Annotated in this window: 16 protein-coding genes; 5 read left to right on the top strand and 11 right to left on the bottom strand. The window is 63.8% G+C overall.

The features are described 5' to 3' along the window. The first annotated feature begins 12 nt into the window (after positions 1-12). Positions 13-873: a Ku protein gene (locus tag HP547_RS01670; protein ID WP_172227407.1), complete on the top strand. Its 861-nt coding sequence runs from the start codon at positions 13-15 to the stop codon at positions 871-873. Here HP547_RS01670 and HP547_RS01665 read toward each other — a convergent pair. Genes HP547_RS01665 through ligD form a run of 5 tightly spaced genes read right to left on the bottom strand, consistent with a single transcriptional unit; the run spans position 868 to position 6,484 of the window. Then, positions 868-1,542 (bottom strand): glycosyltransferase family 2 protein, encoded by a 675-nt coding sequence (locus tag HP547_RS01665; protein WP_172285350.1) that lies wholly within the window; start codon positions 1,540-1,542, stop codon positions 868-870. The genes HP547_RS01670 and HP547_RS01665 overlap by 6 nt on opposite strands. After that, entirely contained in the window at positions 1,539-2,138 is a 600-nt protein-coding gene (locus tag HP547_RS01660; RefSeq protein ID WP_172227411.1) for a bifunctional 2-polyprenyl-6-hydroxyphenol methylase/3-demethylubiquinol 3-O-methyltransferase UbiG, read from the bottom strand. The genes HP547_RS01665 and HP547_RS01660 overlap by 4 nt, the downstream gene beginning before the upstream one ends. 11 nt (positions 2,139-2,149) lie before the next feature. After that, positions 2,150-2,905: a PIG-L deacetylase family protein gene (locus HP547_RS01655; protein WP_172227413.1), complete on the bottom strand. Its 756-nt coding sequence runs from the start codon at positions 2,903-2,905 to the stop codon at positions 2,150-2,152. Further along, entirely contained in the window at positions 2,902-3,945 is a 1,044-nt protein-coding gene (locus tag HP547_RS01650; protein WP_172227415.1) for an acyl-CoA dehydrogenase family protein, read from the bottom strand. The genes HP547_RS01655 and HP547_RS01650 overlap by 4 nt, the downstream gene beginning before the upstream one ends. Before the next feature lie 40 nt (positions 3,946-3,985). After that, positions 3,986-6,484, bottom strand: coding sequence for a DNA ligase D (ligD, locus tag HP547_RS01645; protein WP_172285349.1), 2,499 nt, complete (start codon positions 6,482-6,484; stop codon positions 3,986-3,988). 154 nt (positions 6,485-6,638) lie between these two features. Here ligD and HP547_RS01640 point away from each other — a divergent pair, with 154 nt between their 5' ends. Then, the gene (locus HP547_RS01640) at positions 6,639-7,103 is read left to right on the top strand and encodes a phosphotransferase system, HPr-related protein (RefSeq protein WP_172285348.1); all 465 of its coding nucleotides are present in this window, start codon (positions 6,639-6,641) and stop codon (positions 7,101-7,103) included. After that, positions 7,100-7,324: a metallothionein gene (locus tag HP547_RS01635; protein WP_172233836.1), complete on the top strand. Its 225-nt coding sequence runs from the start codon at positions 7,100-7,102 to the stop codon at positions 7,322-7,324. The genes HP547_RS01640 and HP547_RS01635 overlap by 4 nt, the downstream gene beginning before the upstream one ends. Positions 7,325-7,480: 156 nt before the next feature. Here the strand turns inward: HP547_RS01635 and HP547_RS01630 are convergent, their stop codons facing one another. Genes HP547_RS01630 through HP547_RS01610 form a run of 5 tightly spaced genes read right to left on the bottom strand, consistent with a single transcriptional unit; the run spans position 7,481 to position 11,789 of the window. After that, on the bottom strand, positions 7,481-7,909 hold the full coding sequence (locus tag HP547_RS01630; RefSeq protein WP_172233703.1) for a hypothetical protein: 429 nt from the start codon (positions 7,907-7,909) through the stop codon (positions 7,481-7,483). Between the two features lie 28 nt (positions 7,910-7,937). Next, entirely contained in the window at positions 7,938-8,891 is a 954-nt protein-coding gene (locus HP547_RS01625; protein ID WP_172285347.1) for a lysylphosphatidylglycerol synthase domain-containing protein, read from the bottom strand. Beyond that, positions 8,891-10,093 (bottom strand): cardiolipin synthase ClsB, encoded by a 1,203-nt coding sequence (gene clsB, locus HP547_RS01620; RefSeq protein WP_172230805.1) that lies wholly within the window; start codon positions 10,091-10,093, stop codon positions 8,891-8,893. The genes HP547_RS01625 and clsB overlap by 1 nt, the downstream gene beginning before the upstream one ends. After that, on the bottom strand, positions 10,090-10,875 hold the full coding sequence (locus HP547_RS01615) for an endonuclease/exonuclease/phosphatase family protein (RefSeq protein ID WP_172230802.1): 786 nt from the start codon (positions 10,873-10,875) through the stop codon (positions 10,090-10,092). Before HP547_RS01615 ends, clsB begins: the two co-directional genes overlap by 4 nt. Further along, positions 10,872-11,789, bottom strand: coding sequence for a DUF72 domain-containing protein (locus HP547_RS01610; protein WP_172230799.1), 918 nt, complete (start codon positions 11,787-11,789; stop codon positions 10,872-10,874). The genes HP547_RS01615 and HP547_RS01610 overlap by 4 nt, the downstream gene beginning before the upstream one ends. 172 nt (positions 11,790-11,961) lie before the next feature. Here HP547_RS01610 and HP547_RS01605 point away from each other — a divergent pair, with 172 nt between their 5' ends. After that, positions 11,962-12,348, top strand: a complete 387-nt coding sequence (locus HP547_RS01605) for a low affinity iron permease family protein (protein WP_172285346.1) — start codon at positions 11,962-11,964, stop codon at positions 12,346-12,348. Between the two features lie 38 nt (positions 12,349-12,386). Further along, entirely contained in the window at positions 12,387-12,950 is a 564-nt protein-coding gene (locus HP547_RS01600; protein WP_372242461.1) for an ATP-dependent Clp protease proteolytic subunit, read from the top strand. 42 nt (positions 12,951-12,992) lie between these two features. Here the strand turns inward: HP547_RS01600 and HP547_RS01595 are convergent. Beyond that, positions 12,993-15,962: PAS domain-containing protein (locus HP547_RS01595; RefSeq protein ID WP_172285345.1), on the bottom strand; the 2,970-nt coding region annotated here is incomplete at its 5' end.

The following is a 15,962-nucleotide window of genomic DNA, read 5'->3' as shown; positions in this document are numbered from 1 at the left end:
AGGAGCAGGTCCATGGCTAGGGCAATCTGGAAAGGCGCGATCAGTTTTGGCCTGGTACATATCCCGGTAGCGCTCAATACCGCAGTGCGCACCGAGCGCGTCGACTTTGACTGGCTCGACAAGCGCAGCATGGACCCGGTTGGCTACAAGCGGATAAACAAGGTCACCGGCAAGGACATCGACAAGGAAAACGTCGTCAAAGGGGTGGAGTACGAGAAGGGCCGCTATGTGGTGATCAGCGAGGAAGAAATCCGCAAGGCGCGGCCCGAGGCCACCCAGACCATCGATATCTTTTCCTTTGTCGATGCCGGTGATATCCCGCTGCAGCATTTTGATACGCCGTACTACCTGAGCCCGGACCGGCGTGGCGGCAAGGTGTACGCGTTGCTGCGCGAAACCTTGGCCAGCACCGGCAAGGTGGCCCTGGCCACGGTGGTGCTGCATACCCGCCAGCATCTGGCGTTGCTACGGCCGCTGGACGAGGCCCTGGTGATGATCACCCTGCGCTGGCCGGAAGAAGTGCGCGGGCTGGAAACCCTGGAGCTCGACAGCAGCGTCACCGATGTGAAGGTGGACAAGCGCGAACTGGACATGGCCAAGCGACTGGTCGAGGACATGTCCGGTGTCTGGAGCCCCGACGAGTATCATGATGCCTTCCGCCAGACCATTCTCGATCTGGTGGAAGAGAAGGCCAGCAAGGGCAAGATCGAGACGGTGGAGAAGGGCGAAGCTGCCGGTGCCGAGAAAAGCGCGGACATCATCGACCTTACCGAACTGCTCAAGCGCAGCCTGGGTGGCAAGGTCAGCGCACCGAGCAAGAAGAAGCCTGCTGCCGAGAAGAAGCCTGCCAAGCGTACGCGCAAGGCGTCATGACCCCTCGACCGGTGCAAAGCCCTCCAGGTTCGCCAGGTAATCACCAAAGCCCTCGCGCGCGCGGCTGTCGCGGCGGCTACTGGTGGCCACGCTGTGCCGGGCGGTCCAGCTGATCAGCACGCCCAGCGCCTCCAGGTCCCGGACCAGGTGCACATCCTCATGGGCCGGCAGCGGCCGGAACCCGCCAATGCGCTGATAGGCCTGCGCGCTTACCCCAAGGTTCGCCCCATGGATATGCCGATGGCCCTCACGGGCTTCGTAGCGGCTCAGGTACAGCTGGCGCAACGCCGCCTTCTGCCACGGCTGCCAGCGCTGCACGTGCACGGTGCCGCACACCACATCCGTGCCGCAGTCCAGCTGGGACACCAGCCAGTGCGGCGGCACCTGGCTATCGGCATCGGTGCAGGCCAGCCAGCTGGCGCCGCGCTCGATCATCCAGGCCGCGCCGGCCCGCCGGGCTTCACCGACGTTACCCGCGTCAAGAGCCAGGGTGTGCACCGCATGGCGCCTGGCCACGGCCGCACTGCCATCGCTGCAGCGGTCCAGTACCACCAGTATTTCAACCTGATGCCCGGCCTGTTCAGCCTGGCGTGCCGCCGCCAGCACAGACTTGAGGCAGCGGCCAAGGCGGCGGGCTTCGTTATGCGCAGGGATAACCACGGCAATCATGGGCAGGTCTCGTCGAGGTCGACCACGCTGGGCTGGCTGGACCAGTACTCCAGCAGGAAGTCCGCCTCCTCATGGCGAAATACCGGGTACAGCGGCAGGTGCTTGGCCAGCATCCGGTGCACTTCGCGGCCGTCCTGCGGGCAACCCGCAATCGGGTGAGTCCAGTGGCATGCCAGCAGGCCGCCGTCGTAGGTCAGGCTGGCCGCCGACTGCTCGATAACCTGCAGCCAGTCGGTGGGGTCAAGGTAGTAGCCGATTTCGCTCAGCACGATCAGGTCAAACCGCCCACCCGGCCAGTCGCCGGGCAGCCGTGCCGCGTCCACCGAGGCGTGCCGGACGTCGGCCAGGCGCTCGCGGGTCAGGCCCACCGCAGTGGGATCGATGTCCTGGCACAGCAGATCGGCGCAGCGGTCGGCGAGCAGGGCACTGAGCTCGCCATTGGCGCAGGCGGGTTCGAATACGCGCTGGTAGCACTGGCGCGGCAGGCTGGCCATGACCAGTTCACGCTTGCGCTTTTCGTACCAGCGGGTGCGGAACGCCCACGGGTCTTCGTTGCTGGCATACAGGTCAGCGAAATACTGCGCATCAAGGCTCATGACAACTCCGTTTAAAGAAACACCAGTTCAAAAGGTTGCAACAGGCAGTCACGCAGGTTCGTCGGCAGCACCGGCGGGTTAGTGCCATCCGGCTCCAGCTGGCTGGCGTGGGCGGCCAGGGCCTTGCGCTTGCGCGCCAGGCGGGTTTCATCCAGCTGCAGCCGGTGCGCACGGGGCCACGGCAGGCGCGGGTCGTCAGGCTGCGCCCAGTGCCACGCCCACACCGGCACCTCCGCCAGTTGCACCTGACGGGCGTGCGCGGCGTGCGCGGCAGCGCGGCCGACGGCCTCGTGGTCACAATGTCCATCCCCGCGCCAGGTTGCCATCAGCAAGTCATCGGGCCGCAGCAGCTGGGTCAGGTGGCTGACCAGAAACGCCTCTTCGCGAGGCAGATGGCCGTCCTTGAGGTTGAGTCGGCGCCAGTCCACCCGGCCCAGGTCAAGGTCCAGCTGCTGCAGGGCCAGGCGGCTTTCCTGCGGACGCTGCCGACGCAGGCGATGCTCGCTCCATTGGTTTGATCCGGGATGGCTGCCTTCACCGTCCGTGGCGGAGATCAGCAGCAAGTCGCCTTCGCGCCCCTGGAAATCGGCCAGCAAGCCGCCCGCCATGAGTATCTCGTCATCCGGATGTGGCGCGATCAGCACCAGGCGGCGCCCCGGCGGGCACAGCTGGCGCGCATCGAGCCAGGTGGCGCGGGCCAGGAGTGCCGCTTGCTGCCAGGCTGCCCACGGCGTGCCGCTGCTGGCTTGTATCAGGTTCTCGCTCATAGCTGCCACGCCCCGGCCGGCACTTGTGCCAGCTGCTGCCCCAGGACCGCCAGGTCACGCTCGGCGTGGCTCTGGCGCAGGAATACCGGCAGGTCGGCAATCAAGCGAGCAAAGTGGCTGCTACGGCAGAACGGGGTCGCGCCCAACGCCCGGCCGACATGGCTGATCACTTGCTCCACCGCCTGTTCGACCTGCGCACGGGTGCGCCGCACTTCGAAACTGGCGTCTGCCCCGGGCTGGCGGTCAATCCAGCCAGCGCATTCGCGCAGCGCCGCGCGGGCGCCGAACAGCGCGGCGTCCACAGCACCCAGGTGCGCATCGGCATGCACATCGGGCCGTGGGTTGCGGCAATGCTCGCGCAGGTAGTCCGCCAGGGCTTCTGCCGCACCGTACCAGCAGGCGGCAATGCCCGCGCCGCCGTGCCAGAAGCCGGGGCGCGACAGGTACTGGCCGGGTTTGCCGATGAGCGTGCCAGGGGTGTTGTTGAATTCGACTTCGACGCTGGCCGTGGTCGCCATGCCCACGGCTTGCCAGTGTTCGATGTTCAACTCCTGGCTGGGTTGCGACAGCTCGATCGCAACCAGCTGCGGTTGCTCCGCTTCGTCCCAGGCGGTGATCAAGGCCCTGTCGATCTGCAAGGCGCCGGAACACCATGCTTTGCGGCCGACCAGACGCACCTGGTCACCCTGCCGCGCGCTGATATGGGCACGTGCACCAGGCGGCTCGGCAGCCCATACACCCCAGATACCGTCTGCAGCGTGATGAGCGGCAGCACATTCGGCGAGTATGGCCAGGGCGTCGGTGTGGCCTTCGTACAGCTTGGCCAGGGCCAGGTCGCAGCCGGCCACCCTGGCCAGGGTCTGCCAGCGGCGAAGTGTGTTGCCCTGGCCCGGCAACGGCAGCAGGTCCAGGTGATCGGCTTGCAAGGCCTGGATAAGCTGGGGCAGTTGCGTGTCCAGGTTCAAAGGCTGCTGCCGTTCACCGAAGGTGCGCAACAGCCGGTCGAGGTTGGTCAGGTTGAAGTCCTGAACGATGCTCATCAGCGCGTCTCCCGGGTCATGTCCATTGGCTGTAACGCCATCATTCGAGGCCCATCTGCTTGCGCATGCGGGCGGTGACCGACTGCCGCACTTTACCCATGTCAGCCCATGGGTCTTCCACCTCCGTCAGGCGCTCGCGCAGGTTGGCGATGTTCCACTGGTTGGCGCCCTTGAGCTGTGTCAGCTCTTCGCGCCATATGGGTACCGAAACCGGCAAGCCCTCGCGGGCCCGAAGCGAGTAGGCGCAGGCAGTGGTGGCACCTTTGCCATTGCGCAGGTAGTCGATGAAGATACGGCCCACGCGGTTTTTGGGGCCGGATACGGCACTCAAGCGGTCCGGGAACAGCTTGGCCAGGTAATTGACAATGGCATGGCTGAAGTCCTTCACTTCGTCCCAGCCGGCCTTGCGGGTCAACGGCACCACCAGGTGGATACCTTTGCCGCCGCTGGTTTTCAGAAACACCTTCAGGCCCAGCTCATCAAGCAGGGTCAGGGTCAGCTGAGTGGCCTCGAGCATGGCTTTCCAGGGCAGCGCGGGGTCCGGGTCGAGGTCCAGGACGAAGCGGTCTGGCTTGTCGAAGTCTTTGTCAGTGCCATTCCAGGTGTGCAATTCGAGCATGTTCATCTGCACGGCGCCGAGCAGCGTGTCCGGGCGATTGATGACCATCGCCGCCTGACCCGCCTCGGCTTTTTCGTAGCTGAGCACATGCGCGATGTGCAGCTGGCCTGCGTTTTTCTGGAAGAACAGCTCGCCCGCCAGCCCGTCCGGCGCACGTACCAGCGCCACCGGCCGGTGCTTGAGCTGCGGCAGGATCCACTGGCTGACCGCTGCGTAGTATTCGGCCACGTCACGCTTGGTGCTGCCGCTGCTGGCATCGATGACGCGGTCGGGGTGGGTCAGGCGCAGGTCGTCAAACTCATCCGCTGCCTTGGCCTTTCTGGTTTTCGGCACGGTCTTGGCGGGCATGGCGCGCTCCAGGTCGATGGCAGTGGCAGGTTTGTCATCGCGCAGGCCATGGAACACCGAGTGACGGACGATGCCCTCCCGGGTCATCTGCGCGTAGGCGACTTCGGCCAGCAACTGTGGCTTCAGCCAGTGCACGCCGCGGGCTTCGGCCCCGGTCGGCGGTTTGGGCAGTGCGGGCTTGGCGATTTCCAGCGGTTCGAGACGGGCATGGATACTGGCAAGCGTGGTGCTGCTGAAGCCGGTACCGACCTTGCCGGCATAGCGCAGCGCGCCGCTTTCATTGTCATGCAGTGCCAGCAGCAAGGCGCCGAAACCGCTACGGCTACCTTTGGGGTCGGTAAAGCCGACAATCACGAACTCCTGGCGTTGCGTGCACTTGAGCTTGATCCAGTCGGCGCTGCGCCGGCCCACGTAGGGGCTGTCCAGGCGCTTGCCGATCAGCCCTTCAAGTTGCAGGCGGCAGGCGCTGTCGAGCAGCGAATCCACCGGTTGGTCGAAGTCGGCGGAGAACTTCAGGTTGTCGGCCTCGTTGTGCTCCAGCAACTGGCGCAGCGCTTGGCGGCGCTCCTGCAGCGGTACCTGGCGCAAGTCACGGCCGCCCAGAAACGGCAGGTCGAACAGGTAATAGGTGATCTGCTCATCGCGCCCGGAGTCAAACGCATTCTGCAGCGCCTGAAAATCGGCCACGCCGTGTTCGTTGTTGACCACCATTTCGCCATCCAGCCAGGCCGAGTCGACGCCCAGCTCGCGCAAGGCGTTCAATTGCCCCGGCATTTTGGCACTCCAGTCGTGGCCATTGCGGGTAAACAGGCGGATGTCATCGCCTTCGATCCGGGCCAGGATGCGATAACCGTCGAATTTCACTTCGTAGCGCCATTCACCGGTGGGCGGTGAGTCGACCAAGGTGGCGAGCTGCGGCTCCAGGTGGGTTGGCAATGCAGCTGCTTTGCCGGTGCTTGCCCGCTTGCGGGTGGCAGGTTTTCGCTTCGCTGCTTTTGCGGTACTGCCTTTTGGCACCAGGGTGCGGTCGCTGATGACGCTGTCGGGCTGGTCGTCGACGATGCTGTATTCGCTTTCACTGCGTGCCTGGCCGTCGTGCGACTTGACCAGCATCCACTGTTCCTTCTTGCCCGCCAGGCGAGTGCGAAACAGGTTCCATACGCCGCTGAGCTTCTCGCCCTGCAGGCGAAAACGCAGTTTGCCCTTGGCATAGGCCGCCTGCGCATCGCCCTCGGGCTCCCAGATGCCCCGGTCCCAGACAATAACGTCACCCGCGCCATAATGCCCCTCAGGGATGTTGCCTTCGAAGTCGGCGTAATCCAGGGGGTGATCTTCGACGTGCACGGCCAGGCGCCGTACCTTCGGGTCGAGCGACGGCCCTTTGGGGATGGCCCAGCTTTTCAGCGTGCCATCCAGCTCCAGGCGAAAGTCGTAGTGCAGGTGGCTGGCGTCGTGTTTCTGGATGCAGAACTGCAAGGCGTGGGCCCGCTTGGCACGGCTGCGCTTGCCACTGGGTTCAGGCGTGGCGTTGAAATCGCGTTTGCGCGCGTATTCCTCGAGGGGTTTGGCCATGGCGGGCTCCGGGGCGAGTCGCGGTCTTATCGTTGGGAGGCGGCTGGGCCCGGCGGAGTTCAAAATATCCGCCGAGGCGAGCGCGCTGAAAAACTCTGAATCTTCCTGGGTTTGGTGGAGTCGACCGAAGGTAAGCCAACTGACGGAGACGATCATGTCCAGACCTGATGACCCCAAACCGTATACACCGACCGAAATCGATGACACCGAAGACCGCATGGGCAGCGTCCATGAACTGGATTTCAGTGAGCGCCAGGATGAACGCGAGGGGCGGGTAGGGGATGAGCGCCCGGCAGCCGATGTCGCCCAGGAATTTTCGCCGCGCCGCGTGGCGCAGAGCGGCATGACAGGGGGCGAGGCCTTGAGTGACAGCTTGCATGAGGACAACGTGACCTATGACGACCTGAGCCCCGATACGCTGCTGGACGAGACCGGCGCCCGCGACCCGCATGAGCCTGGCCAGGGTGGCCCGGCGGACGAGGCATTGCGCGAGGTGAATGCTGACGAGATCGGCGGTGGGTTCGGCCTGGATGAAGCCGAGCTGGCCCGTTCCGCACCGCTGGATGGCGAGCCATGGACCGATGATGTGATCGACGAAGACCAAGGGGGCAAGCCATGAGCGAGTTAAGATGCGCGTGCAGTGAATGCTCCTGTACGGTGGATGCCGCCCCTCAGAACGGCAAGGCCTACTGCTGTGAGGCCTGTGCCAGCGGGCACCGTAACGGTGAACCGTGCCGTATGCCGGGTTGCAATTGCGGACAGGTGGCGCAGGTGAAGGAAAGCAGCGTCGACAATGCGCTGGATGAGACCTTCCCGGCGAGTGATCCGATTTCTCCCTGATTCATGCTAGTACTTTGAACGGCTTGCAGGTGTTTGCCGCAAGATATGCAGCGCCTATGAGATCGAGCGCCGCCCGCGCGGCGCTCGATCTCATAGGCGACGCAAATGCTGTGGCAAGCGCCTGTTTAGCGCTGCCGGGACTGTTCTGCCTGGCCTTCAATGCGTCTGCCAGATCCCATTGCTGCGCTCACACTCGGTACGCGCCTGCCCCAGGCTAGGTGTATCGTAGTAATAGGTCACCACCCGGGCATCCTTGGGCAAGCCAGGCCGAGTGGACGGCTGGTCATTGCCGGCTGCTTCAGGATTGGCCAGCGCCTCCTGGGTCAACGGTGCGATACAACTGCCCACGCTGCCATCGGCGCAACGCGCCACCTTCTGCTTCTGCGCGCTGAGCATGTCCTTGCTCTCGTTGCTGCACGACCAGTTGATCGCTTCCGGCGGCATGTTGCCGAAGGTGTAGCAGGTATGTTGCGCCACCGGTTTCACCGCTTCGCTGGACGATCGGGTGACCACATCGCAGGCCTCGGCCAGCACCTCGCCGCTGGCCAGGCTTGCCAACATCAATGTCATCGTAAAGACACGCATGGGACACCTCCCGGCCACAGGCCGTCATTCACGTCGAAGCTGGTTTGTCGCGCTGGCGCATGGCCTTGGCACGTTTTTCCAGCACCACATAGGTGATCACCGCCAGCGCCAAGGGAATCAGGTAATACAAGGTCCGGTAAGCCAGCAGCGCCGCCACCAGGCTGCCCTGGCCCATCTGGCCATGCAGCAACCCCAGAAATACCGTTTCCAGCACGCCCAGCCCGGCCGGAATATGCGCAACCACCCCAGCCACGCAACTGATCAGCAGAATCCCCAGAATAGAGGGGTAGAAGGCCTTGTCGGGCAACAGCCAGTAGATCAGCAAGGCCATCATCGCCCAGTTGCTGGCGCCGAGTGCCACCTGGCACAGCGCCAGGCGCAGCCCAGGCAGGGTCAGCTCGTGATCACGCCAGCGCCAGGTGCGCTTCTTGGCAAAACCACAGGCAAACAGATAGGCAAAGGCGATGGCCAGCAGCGCAAAGCCGATGAATTGCAGGCCCGTAGTGCCCACCGCCCAGTTCGCGGGCAGCTCTACCAGACGCAACGCGAACACACCACCGGCGAGCAGCATGTAACCCATCCAGTTGGTCAGCAGGCCGAGGGTGAGGATGCGGGTGATGGTGGCCGTATCCAGCCCAAGCCGGCTGTACAGCCGGTAACGCAGCGCAACGCCGCCCACCCAGGTGGTGAAGTTGAGGTTGAAGGCGTAGCACACGAACGCGACTGGCAGCACCTGCCGGGCAGGCAACGTGTGGCCGGTGTAGGTGCGTGCCAGCAGGTCGTAGCTGGCGAAGATCAGGAAGCTGCACAGCGCCATCACCAGGCCCACCGCCAAAACGCCAGGCTTGTAGGCGAACAATGACTGGCGCACTTCGCCCCAGTCCAGATTGCGTGCCAGCATGAACAACAGCACCGGGATCAGCACCACGAACAGCACGGTGAACAGGCGTTTGGCCCAGGTTTGCCAGCGCTTGCGCTCCATCAGGTATTGCCCTCGTGCAGGTTGCCTTGGGTGTGGACTTGCGCTTGCAGCGATTTCAGGCGTTTGCGGTGCGCCGGCAACCAGCCGGCAATGCGCGGAAAATGCCGAACTACGTGGAAGCACAGGAATATCAGCGGGGCCCGCCACCAATAGCCGCGGATCATGCGTTCCAGGGTCACCGGCTTGCATTGCTCGCTTGCCAGCGTGCGCAGGTGCTGGTGCAGCTGCTGGTTGAAGGCACGGTCGCGGATGAACAGGTTGGCCTCCAGGTTCAATGACAGGCTCAACGGGTCCAGGTTGCTGGAGCCGACGGTGGACCACTCATCGTCCACCAGCGCCACCTTGCCGTGCAGCGGGCGCTGGCAGTATTCGTGAATGCGTACGCCATCGCGCAGCAGGTAGTTGTACAGTAGCCGTGAAAGCGCCCGCACCCAGCGCATGTCCGGCTGGCCCTGCATGATCAGGGTCACCTCCACCCCCCGGCGGGCGGCATTGCGCAGCTCGCGCAGCAGGCGGTAGCCGGGGAAGAAATACGCATTGGCGACCACGATGCGCTGGCGGGCAGCGCGCAAGGCCTCCAGGTACTGCGCTTCGATGGCGGTGCGACGCTGCCCGTTGTCACGCTCCACCAACACCGCAGTTGTTTCGCCGGTAGGCGCGGTCACGGGTCGCACCTCGCTGGGGGGTTCGAGCACAGGCGACATCAGGCGTCGGCTCACTGCATGCACTTGCGCCACCACTGGGCCGGTGACTGCGACGGCGTAGTCTTGCTTGGCCATCGGCCCATAATCGCCCAAGTGATCGGCGCTGTAGTTGATGCCGCCGATGAAGGCCAGCTCGCCGTCGATGACCACAATCTTGCGGTGCAGGCGCCGGAACAGATTGGTGCGCATGCCCGCCAGTTTCGGCTGGGGGTCGAACAGGTGAAAGCTGACCCCGGCATCGGTCATGGCCGCAATAAAATCGTCGGGCAGATCCGCCGTGCCGTAGCCATCTGCCACCACCTCGACCCGCACGCCGCGGCTGGCAGCCTCGATCAACGCCCGCTGCAGCTGCTGGCCGACCTTGTCGTCGAAAATGATGAAGGTTTCCAGCAGGACTTCTTCCCGTGCCTGGCCGATGGCGTCGAATACACGGGGGTAGAATGCCTCGCCATTGATCAACAGTTCCACGCTGTTACCGTCTACCCAGGGTCTTTTCACACAACGATCTCCGCAGCCAGGGGGGCGTGGTCGGACAGGTGCGACCACGGGTAGTTGGACAACACCTGGGCCTTGCCAGGCATGGCGTTGCGCACATAGATCCGGTCCAGGCGCAACAGCGGCATGCGCGCCGGGAAACTGCGCGCCGGGGTGCCGAACCGCTCGCCAAAGGCTTCGACCAGGCGCTGCGACAGCACTGCGTCCGCCTTCAGCCGCCAGTCATTGAAGTCGCCGGCAACAATCACCGGCGCTTTTGGCGGCAGGCGGTCAAGCAGTTCGAGCAACAGCTTCACCTGGCTTTGCCTGTGCGCTTCGCGCAGGCCCAGGTGCACGCACACCGCATGGACCTGTTCGTGGCCTGGCACTTCCAGCTGGCAGTGCAGCAGGCCGCGCTGCTCGTTGCCGTGTACCGACACGTCGAGGTTGTCGAAACGGGTAATCGGAAACTTGGAAAGCAGGGCATTGCCGTGGTCGCCGTGGGGGTACACCGCATTGCGACCGTATGCAAATTGCGGCCACATGCTATCGGCGAGAAATTCGTACTGCGGTGCCTCCGGCCACGCTGGGTGGCGTACAGCATGCTGCTGGTGGCTGCCATGCACTTCCTGGAGGAATACCAGGTCTGCACCGGTGGTACGCACGGCTTCGCGCAGCTCGGGCAGGATGAAGCGCCGGTTGAAAAAGGTGAAACCCTTGTGCACGTTGAGGGTGAGCACGTTCAGCCGGTGTACGGCGGTAACTTTGTCGATGATGCAATGGGGGGCAGGCAGGGTCCTGTTCACAGCGGCACCTCCGGCGCCACGCCGGGCTCGGTCATCAGCGGGTGGTCCAGGTGCAGCTTCTCCAGCAAACGTCGCGCATCGTAGGGCGCATGCACCTTCTGGTCGTTGTCGAAGTAGCAGTAGACATCCCGCGAAGCACGCCGAGGCGGCGGGCCCGGGACGATCAGCTTGGCATCATCGGCCTGGCTGCCCTGGCTCCATTGCTGAATCCGATGCTTCCAGCGCCGCAGCGCGCGCACCGTGTAGCCGCTGCTGTACAGTTCGACATCGCCGTGCAGGCGCATGTACATGAAGTCGGCCGTGACATCTTCCACGTACGGCCACTTACCCGCGCTGTCGGCAACCACCAGCGCAACGTGGTGCTTGCGCAACAGCTTGACGAAGGCTTCGCACAGGAAGCTCTCGTGGCGTATTTCCACCGCATGGCGCAGCCGGTAATTGCCTTGGATGGCGGTGCCGCCATTCCCTTGCAGGCGTTCGGCGCAGCCCTCGGCACAGGCCCGCGCAGCTGCAACATCGCGGGGTAGCAAGTCAAGAAACGCGCTGAAAAGCGCCTCGTCGAACTTCATGTTGGGTGGAAACTGCCAAAGAAACGGCCCTAGCTTGTCACCGAGCAGCAGCGGGCCAGACGCGAAGAAATTGGCAATCGGCTGTTCGATCTCCCTCAGCCGGCGTATGTGGGTGATGTAGCGGGGCGCCTTCACCGAGAACACGAAATCCTCAGGCGTCGCGTGAGCCCAGGCCTGGTAACGGTCAGGCGTTTGCAGGCTGTAGAACGACCCGTTGATCTCGATGGTGTTCACGGCTCGAGAGGCAAACGCCAGCTCATCGTCCTGGGGTAGCCCCTTGGGGTAGAAATCCTTGCGCCAAGGGCCATAGCGCCAACCTGAAATGCCGATACGCACTTCGCTCACGCTGCCTCCTCATGATCGTCGTTGCCCGGTTCATCAATTGCGACACGTGCAACTGCACAAGGGTTCAAGGGTGAAGATCGACGGCGCGCACGGTCGCGGATTGAACTTTGCCGTCACGCGCGATTCCACCCTTAAGCAGCCCAAGCCTGGCGCTACGGGGAGGACCGACAGCATGAAATTCGACCGTTTCGCGCAATGGCTGGCGAATTGTGCGGGTCGCCCGCAAACCTTCGTCATCGCCTTTCTGTTGATACTGGCTTGGGCAGTGACCGGCCCGCTGTTCGATTACAACGATACCTGGCAGCTGGTGATCAACACTTCGACCACCATCGTCACATTTCTGATGGTGTTCCTGATCCAGAACACCCAGAACCGCGACAACGACGAACTGCACATCAAGATCGACGAACTGCTGCGCACCACCAAGCGTGCGCACAAGGCATTGCTGGACCTGGAAGACATGGACCCGGCCGAGCTGCACGCCCTGCGCAAGCAGTACCAAAGCATGGGCAAGCTCGACCCGCATCAGGCCGACCGCCGGGACCCACCCGGTGACTGAAGGCCTGCCCGATTCACCGGAAGAAGCACTGCCAGACCCTGGAGGCACGCATGGCCAGACATATCATCCACTTCACCGGCCCGATCAATTCATCTACCTGTGGCAACCTGATCAATACCTGCTCCAAAGCCATGCAACAAGGCGCAGATCTGCTGCAGCTGAACATCGCCACCATGGGCGGGGAGTGCAGCTACGGCTTTACCCTGTACAACTTCCTGCGCGGCCTGCCGATTCCGTTGCACACCCATAACCTGGGGACGGTGGAGTCCATGGGCAACATCCTGTTCCTGGCAGGCGAGCACCGCACTGCCTGCACCCACAGCAAGTTCCTGTTCCACCCGTTTCACTGGACTTTGCATGGCTCCGTGGACCACGCCCGCATGGCCGAGTACGCCATGAGTCTGGACTACGACTTGCGGCTGTATGCGGAAATCGTGGCAGAGCGCACCCAGGGCAGCAGCGAGGTGCTGGATGTACCGCGCTACCTGATGGCCTACCCGCGCATACTCGGCCCGCAAGAAGCGCTGCAAAGCGGCATGATCCATGCCATCGACGAGATGCCGCTGGCGTCGGAGGTGAGCCAGTGGAGTGTGCATGCCTGAGGCCAGCCACTGGCTCGCAATGCCGTACTGACTGATGTGCGGTCAGTACGGCACCGAGCCGTGCAGGGCTTCGATCGCTTCCACCAGGTCGTCGTAGCCGACCGGTTTGTTCAGGTGCCGGTCAAAGCCCGACTGCCGCGACTTGTGCTGGTCGGCACTGGCGCCGTAGCCGGTCAGCGCGATCGCCGGCGTGTGCTGAAGGTGGCGCAGGCCCCTCAGCGCCTTGATCAACGCATGGCCGTCCATGACCGGCATGCCGATGTCGGACAGAATGATGTCGTAGGTCGAGTCCCCTGCCGCCTGCAGCGCCTGGCGCGGGTCATTGAAGGCGCTGACTTCGGCGCACTCCATTTCCAGCAGTTGCTGCATCACCTCCAGCACTTCAGGCGAGTCATCGACCAGCAGCACGTGAATGCCGCTGAGCCGACCCGCGTAGTCCACCTCGGCGGGCACCGCAGACGGGCGGCGTCCGGCAGCGGACAAGGGCAGGCTGACGGTGAACGTACAGCCCTGGCCGATGCCCGCCGATTGCGCCTGCACGCTGCCGCCATGCGCTTCCACCAGCTGCCGGACCAGCGACAGGCCAATCCCCAGGCCTTCACGGGTGTGACTGCCCGATGCCGGCGTGGCTTGGCTGAACAGGTCGAAAATATGCTCCAGGCTGCCTGCACTCAGGCCGATACCCTGGTCGATAACCCGCAGCGAGAGCTGATCATCCGCATGGCTCAGCACCAGGCGGATCACCGAGCCGGCCGGGCTGAACTTCATGGCGTTGTTCAGCAGGTTCCAGATCACCTGTTCCAGCCGGGTGCTGTCGCCCTCGATGAACAACGCCAGCCCGTCCGCGGGCAGTTCCAGCGCCACGCTGCAGGCTGGTTGCTCACTCAGCACCACCGCGTGGATCCCCTGCAGGATGGCAGTGAAGTCCAGCGGTTCGGTCTTGAGCTTGAGCTTGCCGGTACGGATACGCGCTACATCGAGCAAGTCATCGATGATTCGCGCCTGGCTGGTGACCGCGTCGCGGATGGTGCTCACGGCCTTGTTCGCGGCCGCTATATGGGCAATCGAAGGCAGGCGCCGGAGGATCTCCGCGTTGAGCTGGATCAGGTTGAGCGGATGCTTGAGTTCGTGGGACATGATGGCGAAGAACTCGTCCTTCATGTGGCTGTTGCTCTGCGATTCGGCCAGCTGCTTGGTCTGTTCGTCGTGCAGGCGTTTGTGCCCGGTGAGGTCGCGGGCGATTTTCACGAAGCCGCGCAAGCTGCTGCCCTTGAGCCGGGAGATTTCGCCGCTGGAGTAGAAGCGGCTGCCATCTTTGCGCACATGCCAGCGCTCGTCCTGGCTACGGTCGTCGGCACGTGCTGCCTGCAGCTCCCGCTCGGGTACGCCGTGCTGGCGATCTTCCTCTGTGAAGATCAACTGGTAGTGCTGGCCGAGCACATCGGCCTTGGCGTAGCCGAAGATCAACGTGGCACCGGTGTTCCAGTCGGTCACCAGGCCCTGCTCGTCGAGCAGGATGATGGCAAAGTCGTGAGTGCTCTCGGCAACCACACGCATGCGCTCTTCGCCCAGGCGCACGCGCTCTTCGGCTGCCCGGCTCTTGCTGATGTCGATGAAAGTGAGCACCGTGCCGTCGATCTTCTGTTCACTGGAGCGGTAGGGCAGCAGGCGCGCCAGGTACCAATGCTGGTCCCGGCCGACGATTTCACGCTCGATGATGCTTTCGCCCTGGACCACGGCACGGGCGTCGTCGGCCAGTGCCGGGTAGTCCAGGCGATGGGTGATGTCGAGCAGCGACCGACCGGTGTCGACCGGCAGCATGTTGAACAGGTCGGTGGCGCGCGGGGTGAACCAGCGGATGTGCAGGTTGCGGTCGACGAACACCGTGGCGATGTCGGTGCTGGCGATCAGGTTGCTGAGGTAGTCGTTGACCTTGTCGGTTTCCTCGACCTTGTTCTTGAGCTCGTAGTTGACCGTCAGCAGTTCCTCGTTGATGGACTGCAGTTCTTCCTTGCTGGTCTCCAGCTCTTCACTGGCCGAGCGCAGTTCTTCGTTGATCGCCTGCATCTCTTCGTTGGAGGCGGTCAGCTCTTCGCTGGAAATCTCCGATTGCTCAATGGTTTCGTGCAGCTGCAGCCGGGTGCGCTGCAACTCCCGCTCCAGGTTGTGCAACACCATGCTGTCGGTCTGGCGAATGGCGCCGGGAAGGGGCAGCGACGGGTCGGGCGCGCGTTCTTCGAAAACCACCAGCAGGTACTCGCCAGCGCTGGCCTCGTCCTTGTGCGGCTGGACGGTGATTTCCACCTGTAGCCGTGCTGCGCCTTCGCCCAGGTCAACCGGCCGCGAGGTCACGGCTTCGGTGCCCTGGCGGGCCTGGAACAGGGTGCTGCGCAAGGCCAGGCGCAAGCTCGGCAGCACCAGGTTCAGCAGGTTGCGGCTGAGTTCGCCACTGCCCAGTTGCATGAATCGCCCCACGCCTTCGCTCAGATGCAGGATGGTACCTTCGCCATCGATGATCAGGCTGGGCGGGGTCCGCCGCGCCAGCGCCCGGTGGTGCAGTTCGGCATAGGCAGGTTTGCGCCCGGGCTTGCTTTTACCCCGCGCAGGTTGCAGCACATTGGCAAGGTCCGGGCCCGGCAACTGCCGGCCCGAGCGCCGCGCGGCGTTACTGACGTCACGTGCCCGGTAAATGCGGTTGCGCTTGTCGACCACGGCGAACAGCTCACTGGCCAGGTCGGCGGATTCGGACGAGCCGAGGAACAGATAGCCGCCGGGGCGCAGGGCGAAGTGGAACATGCGCAGGATGTCCTGCTGGATTTCGCGGTCGAGGTAGATCAGCAGGTTGCGGCAGACGATCAGGCTGATCTGCGAAAACGGTGGGTCGGACAACAGGTTGTGCCGGGCAAACAGGACTTTTTCGCGAACTTCCTTGCGCACCCGGTAATGCTGGTCCTCCTTCGCGAAAAACTGGCGCAACCGCGAAGGCGGTACATCGGTGACGATCGCCTCAGA

It is taken from the genome of Pseudomonas sp. CM27 (genome assembly GCF_013179515.1).
Lineage (GTDB): Bacteria > Pseudomonadota > Gammaproteobacteria > Pseudomonadales > Pseudomonadaceae > Aquipseudomonas.
The sequence above is the reverse complement of the archived record's forward strand: the minus strand, read 5'-3'. Positions and strand labels throughout refer to the sequence as shown.

Excerpts from the sequence above, each read along its gene's own strand:
- HP547_RS01670 (WP_172227407.1), top strand. The coding sequence starts at position 13 with ATGGCTAGGGCAATCTGGAAAGGCGCGATCAGTTTTGGCCTGGTACAT.
- HP547_RS01665 (WP_172285350.1), bottom strand. The coding sequence starts at position 1,542 with ATGATTGCCGTGGTTATCCCTGCGCATAACGAAGCCCGCCGCCTTGGC.
- HP547_RS01660 (WP_172227411.1), bottom strand. The coding sequence starts at position 2,138 with ATGAGCCTTGATGCGCAGTATTTCGCTGACCTGTATGCCAGCAACGAA.
- HP547_RS01655 (WP_172227413.1), bottom strand. The coding sequence starts at position 2,905 with ATGAGCGAGAACCTGATACAAGCCAGCAGCGGCACGCCGTGGGCAGCC.
- HP547_RS01650 (WP_172227415.1), bottom strand. The coding sequence starts at position 3,945 with ATGAGCATCGTTCAGGACTTCAACCTGACCAACCTCGACCGGCTGTTG.
- ligD (WP_172285349.1), bottom strand. The coding sequence starts at position 6,484 with ATGGCCAAACCCCTCGAGGAATACGCGCGCAAACGCGATTTCAACGCC.
- HP547_RS01640 (WP_172285348.1), top strand. The coding sequence starts at position 6,639 with ATGTCCAGACCTGATGACCCCAAACCGTATACACCGACCGAAATCGAT.
- HP547_RS01635 (WP_172233836.1), top strand. The coding sequence starts at position 7,100 with ATGAGCGAGTTAAGATGCGCGTGCAGTGAATGCTCCTGTACGGTGGAT.
- HP547_RS01630 (WP_172233703.1), bottom strand. The coding sequence starts at position 7,909 with ATGCGTGTCTTTACGATGACATTGATGTTGGCAAGCCTGGCCAGCGGC.
- HP547_RS01625 (WP_172285347.1), bottom strand. The coding sequence starts at position 8,891 with ATGGAGCGCAAGCGCTGGCAAACCTGGGCCAAACGCCTGTTCACCGTG.
- HP547_RS01605 (WP_172285346.1), top strand. The coding sequence starts at position 11,962 with ATGAAATTCGACCGTTTCGCGCAATGGCTGGCGAATTGTGCGGGTCGC.